Source organism: Rhodococcus jostii RHA1 (assembly GCF_000014565.1).
Taxonomy (GTDB): domain Bacteria; phylum Actinomycetota; class Actinomycetes; order Mycobacteriales; family Mycobacteriaceae; genus Rhodococcus_F; species Rhodococcus_F jostii_A.
On sequence record NC_008269.1, the window covers coordinates 80,232 to 95,380 of the forward strand.

General features: G+C 65.6%; 16 protein-coding genes. 5 read left to right on the plus strand and 11 right to left on the minus strand.

Going from position 1 to position 15,149, the window contains the following annotated elements; genetic code table 11:
• Positions 1 to 41: 41 nt before the first annotated feature.
• The gene (locus RHA1_RS35980; protein ID WP_011599023.1) at positions 42 to 875 is read left to right on the plus strand and encodes an alpha/beta fold hydrolase; all 834 of its coding nucleotides are present in this window, start codon (positions 42 to 44) and stop codon (positions 873 to 875) included.
• 101 nt (positions 876 to 976) lie between these two features.
• A complete protein-coding gene (locus RHA1_RS46835) occupies positions 977 to 1,228 on the plus strand; it encodes a WhiB family transcriptional regulator (RefSeq protein WP_011599024.1) in 252 nt (83 codons plus the stop codon).
• Positions 1,229 to 2,081: 853 nt separating this feature from the next.
• Here the strand turns inward: RHA1_RS46835 and dmpG are convergent.
• Genes dmpG through RHA1_RS36000 form a run of 3 tightly spaced genes read right to left on the minus strand, consistent with a single transcriptional unit; the run spans position 2,082 to position 4,917 of the window.
• Positions 2,082 to 3,110: a 4-hydroxy-2-oxovalerate aldolase gene (dmpG, locus tag RHA1_RS35990; protein WP_011599025.1), complete on the minus strand. Its 1,029-nt coding sequence runs from the start codon at positions 3,108 to 3,110 to the stop codon at positions 2,082 to 2,084.
• Complete coding sequence (locus RHA1_RS35995; protein ID WP_011599026.1) at positions 3,107 to 4,090, minus strand: acetaldehyde dehydrogenase (acetylating); 984 nt, start codon at positions 4,088 to 4,090, stop codon at positions 3,107 to 3,109. Before RHA1_RS35995 ends, dmpG begins: the two co-directional genes overlap by 4 nt.
• 5 nt (positions 4,091 to 4,095) lie before the next feature.
• Positions 4,096 to 4,917 (minus strand): 2-keto-4-pentenoate hydratase, encoded by an 822-nt coding sequence (locus RHA1_RS36000; protein WP_011599027.1) that lies wholly within the window; start codon positions 4,915 to 4,917, stop codon positions 4,096 to 4,098.
• Positions 4,918 to 5,064: 147 nt separating this feature from the next.
• Between RHA1_RS36000 and RHA1_RS36005 the strand changes: the two genes are divergently transcribed.
• Together RHA1_RS36005 and RHA1_RS36010 are read left to right on the plus strand one after the other, a co-directional pair.
• Positions 5,065 to 5,832 (plus strand): IclR family transcriptional regulator, encoded by a 768-nt coding sequence (locus RHA1_RS36005; protein ID WP_011599028.1) that lies wholly within the window; start codon positions 5,065 to 5,067, stop codon positions 5,830 to 5,832.
• A 176-nt stretch (positions 5,833 to 6,008) separates the two neighbouring features.
• Complete coding sequence (locus tag RHA1_RS36010) at positions 6,009 to 6,479, plus strand: hypothetical protein (protein WP_050787553.1); 471 nt, start codon at positions 6,009 to 6,011, stop codon at positions 6,477 to 6,479.
• Between the two features lie 29 nt (positions 6,480 to 6,508).
• Here the strand turns inward: RHA1_RS36010 and RHA1_RS36015 are convergent, their stop codons facing one another.
• The 4 genes from RHA1_RS36015 to RHA1_RS36030 form a co-directional block, all read right to left on the minus strand.
• A complete protein-coding gene (locus RHA1_RS36015) occupies positions 6,509 to 7,372 on the minus strand; it encodes a helix-turn-helix transcriptional regulator (RefSeq protein ID WP_011599030.1) in 864 nt (287 codons plus the stop codon).
• 567 nt (positions 7,373 to 7,939) lie between these two features.
• Positions 7,940 to 9,445, minus strand: coding sequence for an aldehyde dehydrogenase family protein (locus RHA1_RS36020; protein ID WP_011599032.1), 1,506 nt, complete (start codon positions 9,443 to 9,445; stop codon positions 7,940 to 7,942).
• A gap of 46 nt (positions 9,446 to 9,491) precedes the next feature.
• Entirely contained in the window at positions 9,492 to 10,337 is an 846-nt protein-coding gene (locus RHA1_RS36025) for a cupin domain-containing protein (protein ID WP_011599033.1), read from the minus strand.
• Between the two features lie 101 nt (positions 10,338 to 10,438).
• Positions 10,439 to 10,954, minus strand: a complete 516-nt coding sequence (locus tag RHA1_RS36030; protein ID WP_050787554.1) for an antibiotic biosynthesis monooxygenase family protein — start codon at positions 10,952 to 10,954, stop codon at positions 10,439 to 10,441.
• Positions 10,955 to 11,155: 201 nt separating this feature from the next.
• On the opposite strand from RHA1_RS36030, the gene pdxR reads away from it, so the two are divergent.
• Positions 11,156 to 12,661, plus strand: a complete 1,506-nt coding sequence (pdxR, locus tag RHA1_RS36035) for a MocR-like pyridoxine biosynthesis transcription factor PdxR (protein WP_011599035.1) — start codon at positions 11,156 to 11,158, stop codon at positions 12,659 to 12,661.
• 49 nt (positions 12,662 to 12,710) lie between these two features.
• Here the strand turns inward: pdxR and RHA1_RS36040 are convergent, their stop codons facing one another.
• From RHA1_RS36040 to RHA1_RS36055, 4 genes are all read right to left on the minus strand, one after another.
• On the minus strand, positions 12,711 to 13,136 hold the full coding sequence (locus RHA1_RS36040) for a hypothetical protein (protein WP_011599036.1): 426 nt from the start codon (positions 13,134 to 13,136) through the stop codon (positions 12,711 to 12,713).
• A gap of 76 nt (positions 13,137 to 13,212) precedes the next feature.
• Positions 13,213 to 13,527, minus strand: coding sequence for a DUF3263 domain-containing protein (locus tag RHA1_RS36045; RefSeq protein WP_011599037.1), 315 nt, complete (start codon positions 13,525 to 13,527; stop codon positions 13,213 to 13,215).
• A gap of 175 nt (positions 13,528 to 13,702) precedes the next feature.
• The gene (locus RHA1_RS36050) at positions 13,703 to 14,536 is read right to left on the minus strand and encodes a cupin domain-containing protein (protein WP_011599038.1); all 834 of its coding nucleotides are present in this window, start codon (positions 14,534 to 14,536) and stop codon (positions 13,703 to 13,705) included.
• Between the two features lie 65 nt (positions 14,537 to 14,601).
• Positions 14,602 to 15,117, minus strand: a complete 516-nt coding sequence (locus tag RHA1_RS36055; protein WP_041813126.1) for an antibiotic biosynthesis monooxygenase family protein — start codon at positions 15,115 to 15,117, stop codon at positions 14,602 to 14,604.
• Positions 15,118 to 15,149 lie beyond the last annotated feature (32 nt).

Here is a 15,149-nt window from a genome sequence, read left to right on the forward strand (position 1 = left end):
CCACGGACACATCAGTCGATCGGTGGATTTAGGGTAAACCAATGACCACCACAACCGACCAATCACCCGAAATCGCGAAGACCATCGACGTCAACGGTATCGCTACCAACTACCACGATGTGGGAGAAGGTGCCCCCGTCGTCCTGATCCACGGATCGGGCCCCGGCGTCACCGCGTGGGCGAACTGGCGCACAACCATCCCCCACCTCGCCGAAAAGTTCCGCGTCATCGCACCGGACATCCTCGGGTTCGGATACACCGAACGCCCCGACGGCGTCGAATACAACTCGACCACCTGGACCCAGCATCTCGTGGGCCTGCTCGATGCCCTCGGCCTCGACACAGTCTCCATCGTGGGCAACAGCTTCGGCGGATCACTCGCCCTGAACATCGCGACCAAGCACCCCGAGCGTGTCGACCGGCTCGTGCTGATGGGTAGCGTCGGGGTGCCCTTCGAGATCACCGACGGTCTCGACGCAGTCTGGGGTTTCGAGCCCTCCCTACCGGCCATGCGCAAACTGTTGGATGTCTTCGCCTACGACCGCTCGCTGGTCAACGACGAGCTCGCCGAGCTTCGACTCGCGGCCGCGACCCGCCCCGGCGTTCAAGAAGCATTCAGTGCGATGTTCCCGGCACCGCGCCAGCAAGGTGTCGACGAGATGGCCGTCGACGAGACACTGATCGCCGGCCTGACGAACGACACTCTCATCGTGCACGGCCGCGACGATCAGGTTATACCGTTGTCCAACTCGCTGCGGCTGCTCGAACTCATCGACCGCTCACAGCTGCACGTCTTCGGACGCTGCGGTCACTGGGTCCAGATCGAGCACTCGGCCCGGTTCAACAGCCTGATCGCGGACTTTCTGTCCGAATAGCCGCAGAACACGACAACAATGAAGGGTGTTCGCGGCCGTCGCAGTTCAGCACGGCGGCCGCGAACATCGTCGCCGCATCAGAAGGTACGCCCCCAGCCAGCATGAACGACGACCTGTTCGGCCACGAACTCGAATGGCAGCGACACTCCCGATGCCGCAGGATGGGAACCGAATTGTTCTTCCCACAAGACGGAGAATCTCTGCACCAGCGGTCAAAGCGCGAACGCGAAGCCAAACAGCTCTGCGCGCGCTGCCCAGTCGCCGACGCATGCCGAACCTACGCATTCGAAAAGGCAGAGCCACACGGGATCTGGGGCGGACTCTCTGCCACCGAACGACAGTCGAGGTACTGACCGCACAGTCGCACGTCGATGAAGCATCGCTTCCGTGTGCGATAGCTCGCCGGCATCGGGATCAGCACGGTGGAGTTCGAGTGTCGAGCTCGCACCGGACGCGACCGGCACAACCGCACGCCATCGAGGCCCGATCTCGACCCGCCCCTTGTCTTGGCCCGATCAGGCACGCCACCGACGGCGACACGCAGACGCTGACCTGGGTCCGCCCGCACCACCCCTTATCGACGTCACCTGCAGGAGACACGCATGCCCACGCTCTTCCTCCACGCCCTGATCGCAGTGCTCAGCCTCTTGCACCGAGGCCAGTGGGGGGTCACGCCCCGCCGGATAATCTGGGAAATCGCGTACGCCCGGGCCGCGATGCGCTGGGCGCAGATGTGTACCGAACCAGTGGACGTGTTCGAGCCGACCACTTCGAGGCAGAGTCAGTCACCGACATCGGCGTAGCCGATTCCTTCCCTAGCCGATGGCCGAGCGACCCGATTGCGCGCAATTGAGCCCGTGACCCTGCCCCAGCTGACTTCGTCAACCGCGGGTGAGCGCTACCGGCCACTACGACTGAAGCGTCGGCGCACCCCGTCTCGGCACCAGTCAACTCCGCTCGCCCGATTCGCCCGCGTGAGATCCTGCGGGGACGACTCATCAGCGACGACGGCCGTCTTTGGCACTGCACTCAGCGCGGAGGGCATTCCGGAAGCTGAGCGTCGGGCGACGATAGACACCTGGGGCGCATCGGCGCGGGTCTATTCGCCCACTCGGTGCCTGGTCACGGCCACCGGTTCGCCGACCGGCCGAGGTGTGGGTGCCAAGAGCACCGAACACAGCGGACACGGTCGGCGCAGGAGTCTTTTCAGCTTGCCACGCTATCGGAGTTCGCGGCGAGGAGATCGAGTGCGATGTCGACGATGAGGTCCTCCTGTCCGCCGACGAGGCCACGCCGGCCCACCTCGAGGAGGATGGTGCGCACGTCGATGCCGTAGCGCTGGGAGGCGGCCTCGGCATGCCGGAGGAACGACGAGTACACCCCGGCGTAACCGAGGGTGAGGGTTTCCCGGTCGACGCGGACCGGCCGATCCTGTAGCGGCCGGACGAGGTCGTCGGCGGCATCTTGGAGGGCGAACAGATCGCTGTTGTGCTTCCAGCCCTGCAGGTCCGCGACCGCGATGAACGGTTCGATCGGGCAGTTGCCGGCGCCGGCGCCGTGCCCGGCCAGAGAGGCGTCGACCCGGGTGACACCCTCTTCGACGGCAACAACGGAATTGGCGACCGACAGCGACAGGTTCTCGTGGGCGTGGATACCGATCTCGGTGGCCTCGTCGAGCACGTCCCGGTAGGCGCGGACCCGTTCGCGGACACCGTCCATGGTCAGCCGGCCACCGGAGTCGGTGACGTAGACACAGTGCGCGCCGTAGGACTCCATGAGCTTGGCCTGTGCAGCGAGCTCGGCCGGGGAAGCCATGTGACTCATCATCAGGAACCCGGACACGTCCATGCCGAGCTCACGGGCTTTTCCGATGTGCTGAGCCGAAACGTCGGCTTCGGTGCAGTGGGTCGCGATCCGGATCGAGCGAACGCCCAGCACGTAGGCGTGCTCGAGTTCGGCGATGGTGCCGATACCGGGCAGCAGCAGTGTGGTCAGGCGGGCGTGGGTGAGGTTGTCGGCTGCGGCTTCGATCCATTCCCAGTCGGTGTTGCTGCCGGGACCGTAGTTCAGCGATCCGCCGGCGAGTCCGTCGCCGTGAGCGACCTCGATGCCGTCGACGCCGGCGGCGTCGAGCGCGGCCACGATCTTTCCGACGTCGTCGGGGGTGATGCGGTGGCGGACGGCGTGCATGCCGTCGCGGAGGGTGACGTCTTGGATGAACAGCCTGGTGGTCATCGGGTGGCTCCCTGTGCTGCCGTCGGGGCGGCGATCGTGTCGGCGACGGACTCGGCGTAGCGCACTGCGGCCGAGGTCATGATGTCGAGGTTTCCGGCGTAGGCCGGCAGATAGTGCGCGGCGCCTTCGACTTCGAGGAACACCGACACCTGATGCGTCGGTGTAGCCGCGTCCCCGGACGCGAGCAGGGTGCGCACAGGTTGGCCGTCCGGGACCGGCGTGATCTGGACTTGTTGCTTGAGTCGGTAGCCGGGCACGTAGGTCGCGACGTGGTCGACCATCGTCTGGATCGAATCGCGGATGGCGTCGTGGGTGGCCGGGTCGGGGGCGGAGATCAGGCACAGGACCGTATCGCGCATGATCAGCGGCGGGTCGGCCGGGTTGAGGATGATGATGGCCTTGCCGCGGCGGGCACCTCCGACGGTTTCGATTGCGTGGGAGGTGGTTTCGGTGAACTCGTCGATGTTCGCGCGCGTGCCTGGTCCGGCGGACTTCGAGGCGATGGAGGCGACGATTTCGGCGTAGGCGACCGGTGTCACGCGGGAGACGGCGGCGACGATCGGGATGGTGGCCTGACCGCCGCAGGTGACCATGTTGACGTTGGCGGCGTCGCGGTGTTCGTCGAGGTTGACCGCCGGCACCACGAAGGGGCCGAGGGCGGCCGGGGTGAGGTCGATCAGCCGTTTGCCGAGCGGTTCGAGCAGGGCGGCGTTGGCCTCGTGTGCCTTGGCGGAGGTGGCGTCGAAGATGACGTCGATCTCGTCGAAGTTCGGCAGCTGAAGGAGGCCTTGGACGCCATCTGAGGTGGTGGGGACGCCGAGTCGGCGGGCACGGGCGAGCCCGTCGGAGTCGGGGTCGATACCGACCATCGCGCCCATCTGCAGGACCTCGGAGTGGCGGATCACCTTGATCATCAGGTCGGTGCCGATGTTGCCGGATCCGATCACCGCGACGGTGACCTTACGGGTGTTCTCACTCATGGTGCTCACTCCTGGGTGAAGGTTGCGGTGACCGATCCGAGACCGGTGATGTCGGCGCGGACGGTGCCGACGGTGCCGATCGGGGCCATCGGTCCGAGAGCCCCGGACAGAATTACCTGGCCGGCCAGCAGTGGTTGGCCGAACTCGCGTGCCGTGCGCGCGAGCCAGCCCAGGGCTCGCAGCGGGTCACCGAGGCAGGCGGCGCCGGTTCCGGTCGACACTTCGGTGTCGTCGATGAACATCTGCATCTGCGTGTCGACCGGGTCGAAGGAGTCGAGGGTGCGCCGGTCGCTGCCGAGGACGAACAGTCCGCTCGACCCGTTGTCGGCGACGGTGTCTCCGAAGGTGATGTCCCAACCGGCGATTCGGCTGTCGACGATCTCGAGGGCGGCCACCGCGTAGTCCACGGCGGCGCGGATCTGGGAGTCGTCGAGCGGTCCGTCCACCAGATCGCGGCCGAGGACGAATGCGATCTCCGCCTCCACCTTCGGCTGCAGCAGACGCGACAGCGGGATCGGGGTTGTCTCCGTGCAGTGCATGTCGTCGAACAGCACACCGAAGTCCGGTTGGTCGACGCCGAGCTGCTGCTGGACCGCCGGAGAGGTCAGGCCGATCTTGCGGCCGACGACGCTCGCTCCGGCGGCGATTCGGTCGGCGACGATCCGCTCCTGGACGGCGTACGCGGCCGCGACATCGTCGGCACCGATCAGATCGCGGACCGGAGCGCAGGGCGTCCGGGTGTGCGCGGCGGTGCTCAACCGCTCAGCGGCGGCCACACGATTAGCTGCGATGACGGGCGGCGCGCTAGTGCTATTCGATGTACTCATCTGACTTCCCGACTGGTTGGAGAGGAAACGAATGAGATCCACTGTCGTCGCGGGTCGATCCATCACCAAGCACAGCGTTCCACTGAGCCGAACGCGACGCAGTATTGTGGACCCTGCCGCTAGAAGAGAGCGGAGGAGGCATCTGCAGTGTCAGATAGAGAGTTCGACCAAACAACAGTCCTGGGCAAGGTGATGGCGGTGCTACACGCCTTCACCATCGACGACGCCACCCTCCCTCTGGCCGAGTTGGCGCGACGCACGTCCATTCCCAAAGGAACCCTGCACCGGATCCTGTCCGACATGGCGGCTGTGCGGCTGTTGGACCGGAGCGGCACCAACTACCGGCTCGGCGGCGACCTCTTCGAACTCGGCATGCGGGCATCGGTCGAGCGGAGCCTGCTCGAGGTGGCGATCCCGTTCATGGAGGACCTCTATATGCGCACTCACGAGACGGTGCACCTGGGGGTCCTCGACGGCACCGAGGTGGTGTACCTGTCGAAAATCGGGGGACACCGGCAAGCGACCGCACCGTCAAGAATCGGCGGCCGTATGCCGGTGCACTGCACCGCCATAGGAAAAGTGCTGTTGGCTCACGGCGACAACACATTGCGGGAGAAAGTGCTGTCCGGTTCACTCCCCCGCCACACCCCGCGCACCGTCGTCCTACCCGGCCCACTGCGCACTCAGCTCGACCGGATCGCCACCGAAGGCGTCGGTTACGAGTACGAGGAATCGGCCACCGGTATCGTGTGCGTGGCCGCACCAGTCCGCGAAGGCGACGACGTCGTCGCCGCGATCAGCGTCACCGGCCCCTCGCACCGCTTCCGGCCCGACACCCACGCCGCATCCGTTCGCGCAGCGGCAGAGGGGACAGGGGTCACCCTCGCTCGACGAAATCGCCTCCTAGTCAAATGAATGACGAGCCCGCCACCGAGACCCTTCGTTCGCCACACACCGACGATGTCGGTCAGTAGGGAGCCGAAGTCGGGCCATCGCGATGTCGGGTAATACTGTGACGTACGCGAAAATCAGAGAATATGCCGTTCCCCTGTTCGAAGAGCAACTTATCGGCGGAACCGTACTCTCGTCCCATGCCCGTACGCCCCGAACTCCTCAGCGCCAACCACGACCAGATGCTGCCAAACTTGGCGACCGGTGGCGTCTCGACGGATCCGCACACCATCACGGCGCCGGCCCGCACCGGAACGGACATCGAGCTGCGGATCCACACCTCCATCGCACCGTTCGAGGTCGCAGCCGAGGAGTGGTTCCCCGCGGCAGCCGGGTTCGCCGTCACGGTCATCGTGCACCCCGTCGACCCGGCGACGGGCCAGCCACGCTATCTGCCGCCCGCGGAGCCCGCCGAGTGGGCGCGCGCGATCTTCTCGACGGTCGACGACGCGCACGGATACTTCCTCGGCGCCGTCGACCCGGACACCGGCGTCCATCGACGCGGGCAGCTCGTATATCGCCTCTACCTCGACACCGACCGCCGGGCGATACCCGTGCCTCGACAGGCGGTCACCTGCCCGCACTTCCTACTCTCTGCCCACACTGGGTAGTTCGCTGCCGGATGACAACAACAGTTGCTTCATGGCAGTAGCTTGAACTTGCGTGCAGTGACAACTGCTTCCTGACGCGAACACGCGCTGAGCTTGTTCATCGCAGCGCGCAGATAGCTCTTCACGGTTTGGGGTCCCACGGAAAGCCTTTGGGCGATTTCGCTGTTAGTACAGCCCAACGCGACGTGCGCTAGCACGTCGATCTCACGTGGCGTCAACTGCATCTCGCGGCCCGGGCGAGTGGCATTGCTCGGCTGGCGCAGTGCAGCGATCCGATCGGACAACTCGTGCAGTCGTGACCGCACGGCCGTGTCGGCGACGTGTTGTGCCACCGCTCGCAGGTCGGCGTGGATGTCTCGAAGTTCCTCGGTGGTTGCGCCGTCCGCGCCGGCCGATTCGATCGTGGCGAGCATCTGAAGTCTCCGATCGACCTCGTCGCGGATGGAGATCTCGGTGCTGAGCCGACGGGACGCTGCGACGACGAGGTTGGCGGTTCGGTCGCCGATCGGCGCGCATTCACGGCTCGCAGCGTAGAGAACAGCCCGCGCCTTGCCGCCGACCACCACCGGAACCGCGAGGACTGAACGCAGGCCTTCGGTGAGAACAGGCCGGTCGTAGTGGTGGGTGATGGTGGATGAGCGGCGGTAGTCGTGCACTGATATCGGGGCGCGTTGTGCGACTGCGCGTCCTCCGAGACCCGAATGCGGCGGGATCGACAAACCCTTCAACCCGGTGGTACGGGTTCCCATGAATTCGCTCAACTGCAGTATGTCGTCTTGGACCTCGCCGGCGAAGACGACAGGCGCAGCCCCGCGTGCGGCGATGGTGCGTAATTCGCCGCGCAGGGCATCCTCGTCTCGGGGACGCAGAACTGCGAATGCAGTAGCCGCCACAGTGGTTTCACCCTTTCGTTGGATGACCGGAGGTCGCACCCGTGTCGCGTGCCGAGCGACCGCCATGGACTCCATCAGTGTGAGATCAGAGTCAGGATCGCCTGGCTCACTCAGGTTCGCTCACTCGCCCACCGATCGAGAGTGCGCGTATCCGATCGGCGCTGTCACTTCGTCGGCGTAGGGCGGGTCCTCTGGCTCGTGGGGTGAAGATGTGCGAGGGCGAGTGTTCGGATCTGTTCGCCCGTTCCTATACCGAGATGCCGACGCCATGAACCCAGCGCGAGAAGGTAACAGAGGCGGCTCCAGTACTGGTCGGGGTTGAGGCCGAAGCGGATCCAGATTTCCTCTGGCGGAGGTCCCCCGTAGGGGAGCCAGGTGACCGCGAGGTTGACGAGCATATGGTCGTCGTCCCGAGAGATCGACACCCCTGGCGGCTGGGGTCGAGGGTTCAGCTGCCGCCCTCCATGGTCGGTATGGCTGCTCGTGTCTGATCGGTGCATGTCGTTGTCGTGCAGGGCGCGCAGAGGCCGGGGCGGCGTGGTTCGCCCCGGCCTCTGTGGTGGACTGCTATCCCTTCTTGAGGATCACGGTCTTGGTTTCGGTGTACCCGTCGAGGGCGGATGAGCCGTGTTCGCGGCCCCAGCCGGACTGCTTGTAGCCGCCGAACGGCAGTGCCGGGTCGAGGATGTGGTAGCTGTTGATCCACACGGTGCCGGCCCGGAACTTCGCGGCCAGGTTGTGGGCCTTGGCCACATCCGAGGTCCACACCGCGGCGGCAAGGCCGTAATCGGTGTCGTTGGCGCTACGTACCACATCGTCGACATCGTCGAACGGTGCGACGGTGACGACGGGCCCGAAGATCTCTTCCTTGACCACCCGCATGTTGGGCTTGGTGTCGACGAGCACCGTGGGTTCGACGAAGTAGCCGGTGTCGCCCTTGCGGGTACCGCCGGCGACGGCGGTGGCACCCTCGGCGCGGCCGCTGACGAGATATCCGAGCACCCGGTCGAGTTGCTGCTGCGAGACCAACGGCCCGAGCTGGGTGTCCGCGGCCAGGCTGTCGCCGACCTTGATCTGCGTCGCGGCCTCGGCGATCCCAGCGACCACCCGGTCGTACACCGACGACTGCACGAACAGCCGCGACCCGGCTTCACACGCTTCGCCCTGGTTGAAGAAGATCGCATTGGCCGCCCCGGCGATCGCGGCGTCGATGTCCGCGTCGGCGAAGATCAAGTTCGGGGACTTGCCGCCGAGTTCGAGGGTGACCTTCTTCAGGTTCCCGCGGGCCGCGGCGATGATCTGCCGGCCGACCTCGGTGGATCCGGTGAACGAGATCTTGTCGACCCCGGGGTGGGCGGCCAGTGCCGCACCGACCTGGTCGCCGTATCCGTGCACGATGTTCACCACACCCTCGGGAACACCGGCCTCCCGCAGCACGTCACCGAGCAGGGCCGCGCTGAGCGGGGTCTGTTCGGCCGGTTTGAGGACGACGGTGTTCCCGGCGGCCAGGGCCGGCGCCAGCTTCCAGGCGGCCAGCAGCAACGGAAAGTTCCACGCGATGATCGCCCCGACCACACCGACCGGCTCGCGCACGGTGTAGGCGAAGTAGTCGCCCGGAGTCGCGACCGCCGACACCGGGATCGTGGTGCCCTCGAGCTTCGTGGGCCAGCCCGCGAAATAGCGGAACCAGTCGATGGCCAACGGGACGTCGACCAACTGGGCGTAGGTGACGGGCTTACCGCTATCGATGGCCTCGAGGATCGCGAACTCCTCGAGCTTGTCCTCGATGAGATCGGCGACCCGCCAGAGGATCTTGCTGCGCGCGGAAGCCGTCAACCGGCCCCACGGGCCGTCGAGAGCCTGACGTGCCGCGGCGACGGCCCGGTCGACATCCTCCGCTGATCCCCGGGTGACCTGTGTCAGCGCGGCGCCGGTGGACGGATTGACCGTGGCGAACGTTTCGCCCGTGGCCGAGGCCACGTTCGAGCCGTCGATCAGGTGCTCGATCGGTCGGCTGAGGAAGTCGGCCACCGTGGGAGACAGTCCCGCGGTGGGGTTGATGGTGGAGGTCATTTCCCTACTCTCTGCAAAAAGTGGTGTGTTCTGGTGTCCCGCTTTGTTACGCGGGCAGGTCCGCTTTGGTGATGACCCAGAACTTCTTCACGAACGGGCCCTTCGAGGTCCAGGTGACATGCACGCCGGACGGCAGCGCGATCAGGTCACCGGCCTTGAAATCCCATTCCTCGTTCGTCTCGTCGTTGCGGACGTGGACCTCGCCCTCGAGCAGCAGGATCGTCTCGTCCCCGAGGGTTCCGGTGTACGGCGTCACCAGCGTCCCGTCCGGTTCGCTGCCGGCGATGCCCTTGCCCGAGCGCCACAGCCCCGACAGCACGGTGCCGCTGCTGCCCTCCGGGCGGAGGATGACCAGCTCACCCTTGGTCAGGTCACCTTCGAGGGGTTCGGTGAAGTCGTACGGGGTCCACGTGTCCGGGTTGTCGTTGATGTTCGCGATGATCAGGTCATCACTGGTGGCGCCCGTGGGGTTCGGGCCGTCGAAGATCACCCAGAACTTCTTGAAGTAGGGGCCCTTGACGTCCCAGATCTGTTCGAGGCCCTTGGGCTCGTAGATGATCGAGCCGGGACCGACCTCATACTGCTTGCCCGTCGCCTTGACGGTGATCGTCGCGGACCCCTCCAGGACGACCGCGCACTCGTCACCCAACGGAGACGACCACACGATCGAGCCGGAACCGTCGGAACTAGCTCCCGGCGCTCCCGCGTGATACCGCCAGAAACCGGCGAGCAGGTTGCCGCTCGTCCCGTCCGGGCGGAAGACGGCGATCTCGCCCTGCACGTCGGTCCTCCCGAGAGCGGGCTCCTCCCACTCGAAGGGCTCCCACTCGTGCTTGGCCGGGTCGGCCGAGCCGCCGTAGACACGGCCCGTGGTGGTTTCTTGTGTCGTCATTCCTGTTCTCCTTCAGTAGCGCCCGGTGGGCTCGGTGGGGAAACATCGAAGAGGCGAGGTCGCCGCCGCCGGCGTTCGAAAGCGGGCGGCGCCTGCCGTGGTCAGGTGTTCGCCTGTGCGGCGGCCGGCTCCTTGCCGTTGGTAGAGACCGGCTCGAGGGCAAGGTCCTTGAAAACCCCGAAGCTCGACTCCTGCTCGGTCATGTACGGGAAGTGGAATCCGCAGTTCGGGCACTGCTCACGCAGCACCGCCTGCTCCTGCCCGAGGTCGTAGACCTTGTCCTGAAGTTCGTTGCAGCACGGACAGATTCGCAACAACCGGGTTCCCACCAACTCGAAGTTGGTGATGATGTCCTCCATGATGGCGCCGTTCGCCGCCCACGCCTTGGCGTGCTTGTGATAGGTGTCCATGTGCCAGTCGTAGAGTGCTTCCTTGCTCGCCCAGAAGCTGCATTCGTTGAACCACATGCGGTCGTCCGGGTGCTCCCACCAGGTCAGATGCAAAAAGCCCGGCAGCTTCATCAGGTGGTGCCGGGTGTCGGCGAAGACCACCTTGAACTTCTCGTACGCGCCCGGGCTGGAGAACCGCACGCGCTGCATGCTCAGGTAGATAGCCATGACTGGGTGAAAACCTCTCTTATCTGGATACAGTGCGTCCTCGGGGCGCCTCGGGGGGCTGTGGGCGTCGACTCCAGCACTCGCACTGACGTCGCTCTGCACTCTGTGATTGCGTTCACACTGATCTGTGTGTGGTTCCTATAGTTGACCCGATCCGAGCGGTTCAACAGATCCAATTCCGAGGGAGTGAGAGGTACCGATTTGTCACCCGCCAGTAACACCCCAGACGGGCCGGATTCACCCGCGCCCGCGTACCGCCGCCTCTACGAACAGCTGCGGGCGGGCATCCTCAGCGGCCAACTGAAAGCGGGATCGCCGCTGCCGGCCAGCCGCCGCCTCGCCGCCGAAGTGGGCGTCTCCCGCAACACCGTCCTGGCCGCTTTCGAGCAGCTCGACGCCGAGGGCTACCTCGACCGCCGTCCCGGGTCGGGCACCTACGTCGCCGACGTCCTGCCCGAACAGATGCTCACAATCAGTCACGCTCCCTGGACCGGTTCCGGCGCCGACGATGGCTCCGGCAGGCTCTCGCAACGGGGTCGGGCGATCGCCGACACCCGCAGAATGCCGCTTCCGGAGGTCACCGGCGTTTCCGCCGAGGCGACGGCATTCCAGATCGGCCTGCCCGCCCTCGACAGCTTCCCCGCCGACCTCTGGGCCCGGATGTATGGTGCGCGGTTGCGGCAATCGACCCGCGACCTGATGCGCTACAGCGACCCACGCGGATACCGCCCACTGCGCGAGGCCATCGCCTCCTACATCGGCCCGGCACGCGGAATCCGCTGCACCGCAGACCAAGTGGTCATCGTCTCCGGATCGCAACAAGCCTTGGAGTTCTGCGGCCGGATCCTGCTCGATCCCGGCGACCCGGCCTGGATCGAGGACCCCTGCTACCTCGGCGCGAAGGCGGCCCTGATCTCCGCCGGAGCACGTTTGGTGCCCGTGCCCGTCGACCGCAAAGGCATCGACGTGGCCGCCGGCATCGAACGCGAACCGAGCGCGCGACTTGCCGTCCTGACCCCCTCGTACCAGTTCCCCCTCGGGGTCACCCTTTCCCTCGAGCGCCGACTCGCACTGCTGGACTGGGCCGCCCAAGCGGGTGCCTGGATCGTCGAAGACGACTACGACAGCGAATTCCGCTACCGCGGCCGCCCGCTCGTCGCGCTGCAGGCCATCGACAAACACCGACGGGTGATCTACGTCGGCACCTTCAGCAAGATCATGTTCCCCGGGCTACGGCTGGGGTACCTGATCGCCCCGACCGAGCTGGTCGACGGCTTCGCCGCAGCGCATCTGAGCACCGACATGCACGCCCACCTGCTCGACCAGGCGGTGCTCGCCGACTTCATGGAAGCCGGCCACTTCACCAGACACCTGCGCAGAATGCGCGTCCTCTGCGGCAAACGGCAACAACTGCTGGTGGCCGAAGCCACGCGCCGGCTGGGGAGTCGCCTGCGGATCGAGGACCCCGACGGCGGACTGCACCTGGTCGGTTGGCTCCCGGAAGGGCACGACGACCAGGCCATCGCCGAGCTCGCCGCCCGCCAGCGCCTCCACCTCTGGCCCCTCTCCACGCACTGCGTCGAAGCCGACCTGCCACCGGCCCTTCTGCTCGGCTACGCCGGAATCAAGGAACGCGACATCGGGGACGGCGTGGCCACCTTGGACCGAATCCTCCGTGGCTACAGACCACATGCCCGGTTGAGCTGACCGTCGTGGTGGCTTCGCTCGGTCGCAAATTGCGGCCGCTCCGGCTGCGTCATCCGGTCAGCAGTAACACTCCCGTCACCACGAGCGCGCCGACCTTTGCGACCTCGAGCGCGATGTAGGCATAGTGCGCGTGCGACCGTGGCGTTTCCTCGCCGGAAAGGACGCGGTCGGAGCGCCGCGTAAGCCGAGGCCGTACCGCCGCGAGTTGCACACTCAGGATTGCGACAACACCGACCGCCGCGACCACAATCCGGGTGGGCGGTTCACCGAGAACGACCGCGATGACCAACACCACCGCCAGCATCGACTCGACGATGTTCAGTGCCCGGAACACGAGGCGGCCGATCCCCAGCCCAATCCGTAATGTGACGTCGGGGGCCCGGAACTTCAACGGCGCCTCGAGAAAGGAAATGGCCAGCACCATCCCCAGCCAGACGAATGTGACAGCGGTAGCCACTGCCATCGCGACGGTCAAAGCCCTCTCCCCTCAACCCACGGCTCTTCCGCATAGTGTGAACTCGGTTCGACCTCAGATTCCAGAGGAGTCCGAGTCACGTCACTCGTCTCGGGGGATTGAACTGGGTCATGGCCTGGGCTTGGAGTTCGGTGATGGTGGCGGTATTGAGTAGTTGCAGCCAGTTCGGACGGGTGAGCAGGTAGCAGATTCGATGCCAGAATGGCATGGGGCCGAACCCGAATCGCGCCCGGATATCTTCCTCTTTGGGTCCACCGCGGGGAATCCATTCGATGGCCAGAGCGAGCATCGCCTGATCGTCGTCCGGACGGTTCCGGTTCGCCGGTAGTGTAACGGTGGTCCGGGACCAGCGTTCCGGGAGTAGAGGTCTGGCAGTTCCTGGCTCACTCATCGACTCTCCTTACGTCAACGGGTAGATGCTGCGAACGCAGAATCCGCGGCACCTACCCGTCGCGGCGTGCATCCGCCGAACGGGCAGCGACACCCCTGTCTCACGCTGTTCTCCGCGATCAGCGTGAGATCAGGGTGCCGGTGGCTGTCCGGGCACTACTATGGGCGAGCTGTGTTCACGCTGGCAGGTTCTCGTTGGTGATGACCCAGAACTTCTTCACGAACGGGGCCTTCGAGGTCCAGGTGACGTTCAGCCCCGACGGCAACGCAATGATGTCGCCGGCCTTGAAGTCATACTCCTCACCGGTTTCCTCGTTGACCAGGTGCGCCTGCCCTTCGAGCAGCAGCATGGTCTCGTCGCCGATCGGTGCCGTGTACGGGACGGTCGAGGAGCCGTCGGGTTCGCAGCCGGCGATCCCGACGCCGGTACGCCACAGGCCGCACATCAGGGTGCCGGTCGAACCGGTGGACCGCAGCGCGAAGAGTTCACCGCAGACCTGCGAGCCGTGCCCGGGTTCGACCCACTCGTAGGGCTCCCATGACTCGGGGTTGTCGCTGATGTTGCCGACGTAGAGGTCGTCGCCCTTGGTGGCCTCCTGGGGGCTGTCCCACAGCACCCAGAACTTCTTCAGGAACGGGGCCTTGATTTCCCAGGTGATCTCGAGTCCTTTCGGGTGGCTCATGATCGTTCCGGGCTCGAGCTTGTACTGCTTGCCGGTGGCGTTGACCGTCACGAGGGCCTCGCCCTCGAGGATCACCACGGTCTCGTCGGCGTCGGGGGCGGAGTAGTCGACGTGACAGGATCCGTCCGCTTCGCAACCGGCGATGCCGACGCCGGTGCGCCACAGGCCGGCCTGCTGGGCGCCGGAGGTGCTGCCGGTCCGGATGATGACGACCTCGCCCTTGACCTGGGGGCCGAGCTTGGGCTCGACCCACTCGAACGGGGTCCACTGGTCCGGGTTGGTGCTCCGGCTCCCGAACTCGATCTTCCGGACGAGTGATGTGGTCATTTCATTTTCCCTTTCAGTGGGTGCCCCAGTGGGCTCGGTGGGGTGAAACATCGAAGCGGCGAGGATCAGGCGTTCGCCTGTGCGGCGGCCGGTTCCTTGCCGTTGGTGGAGACCGGACCTGGGGCCAGGTCCTTGAAGACCCCGAAGCTCGACTCCTGCTCGGTCATGTACGGGAAGTGGAATCCGCAGTTCGGGCACTGCTCACGCAGCACCGCCTGCTCCTGCCCGAGGTCGTACGGTTTGTCCTGAAGTTCGTTGCAGCACGGACAGATTCGCAACAGGCGGGTTCCTACCAACTCGAAGTTGGTGATGATGTCCTCCATGATGGCGCCGTTCGCCGCCCACGCCTTGGCATGCTTGTGATAGGTGTCGGTGTGCCAGTCGTAGAGTGCTTCCTTGCTCGCCCAGAAGCTGCATTCGTTGAACCACATGCGGTCGTCCGGGTGCTCCCACCAGGTCAGGTGCAAGAAGCCGGGCAGCTTCATCAGGTGGTGCCGGGTGTCGGCGAAGACCACCTTGAACTTCTCGTACGCGTCCGGGCTGGAGAACCGCACGCGCTGCATGCTCAGGTAGATAGCCATGATGGGGTGAAACCTTCCTCGTCTCGAAACAG

Excerpts from the sequence above, each read along its gene's own strand:
- dmpG (WP_011599025.1), bottom strand. The coding sequence starts at position 3,110 with ATGACCACCAGGCTGTTCATCCAAGACGTCACCCTCCGCGACGGCATG.
- RHA1_RS46835 (WP_011599024.1), top strand. The coding sequence starts at position 977 with ATGAACGACGACCTGTTCGGCCACGAACTCGAATGGCAGCGACACTCC.
- RHA1_RS36030 (WP_050787554.1), bottom strand. The coding sequence starts at position 10,954 with ATGGCTATCTACCTGAGCATGCAGCGCGTGCGGTTCTCCAGCCCGGGC.
- RHA1_RS36050 (WP_011599038.1), bottom strand. The coding sequence starts at position 14,536 with ATGACCACATCACTCGTCCGGAAGATCGAGTTCGGGAGCCGGAGCACC.
- RHA1_RS36025 (WP_011599033.1), bottom strand. The coding sequence starts at position 10,337 with ATGACGACACAAGAAACCACCACGGGCCGTGTCTACGGCGGCTCGGCC.
- RHA1_RS35980 (WP_011599023.1), top strand. The coding sequence starts at position 42 with ATGACCACCACAACCGACCAATCACCCGAAATCGCGAAGACCATCGAC.
- RHA1_RS36010 (WP_050787553.1), top strand. The coding sequence starts at position 6,009 with ATGCCCGTACGCCCCGAACTCCTCAGCGCCAACCACGACCAGATGCTG.
- RHA1_RS36055 (WP_041813126.1), bottom strand. The coding sequence starts at position 15,117 with ATGGCTATCTACCTGAGCATGCAGCGCGTGCGGTTCTCCAGCCCGGAC.
- RHA1_RS36045 (WP_011599037.1), bottom strand. The coding sequence starts at position 13,527 with ATGAGTGAGCCAGGAACTGCCAGACCTCTACTCCCGGAACGCTGGTCC.
- RHA1_RS35995 (WP_011599026.1), bottom strand. The coding sequence starts at position 4,090 with ATGAGTGAGAACACCCGTAAGGTCACCGTCGCGGTGATCGGATCCGGC.
- RHA1_RS36000 (WP_011599027.1), bottom strand. The coding sequence starts at position 4,917 with ATGAGTACATCGAATAGCACTAGCGCGCCGCCCGTCATCGCAGCTAAT.
- RHA1_RS36020 (WP_011599032.1), bottom strand. The coding sequence starts at position 9,445 with ATGACCTCCACCATCAACCCCACCGCGGGACTGTCTCCCACGGTGGCC.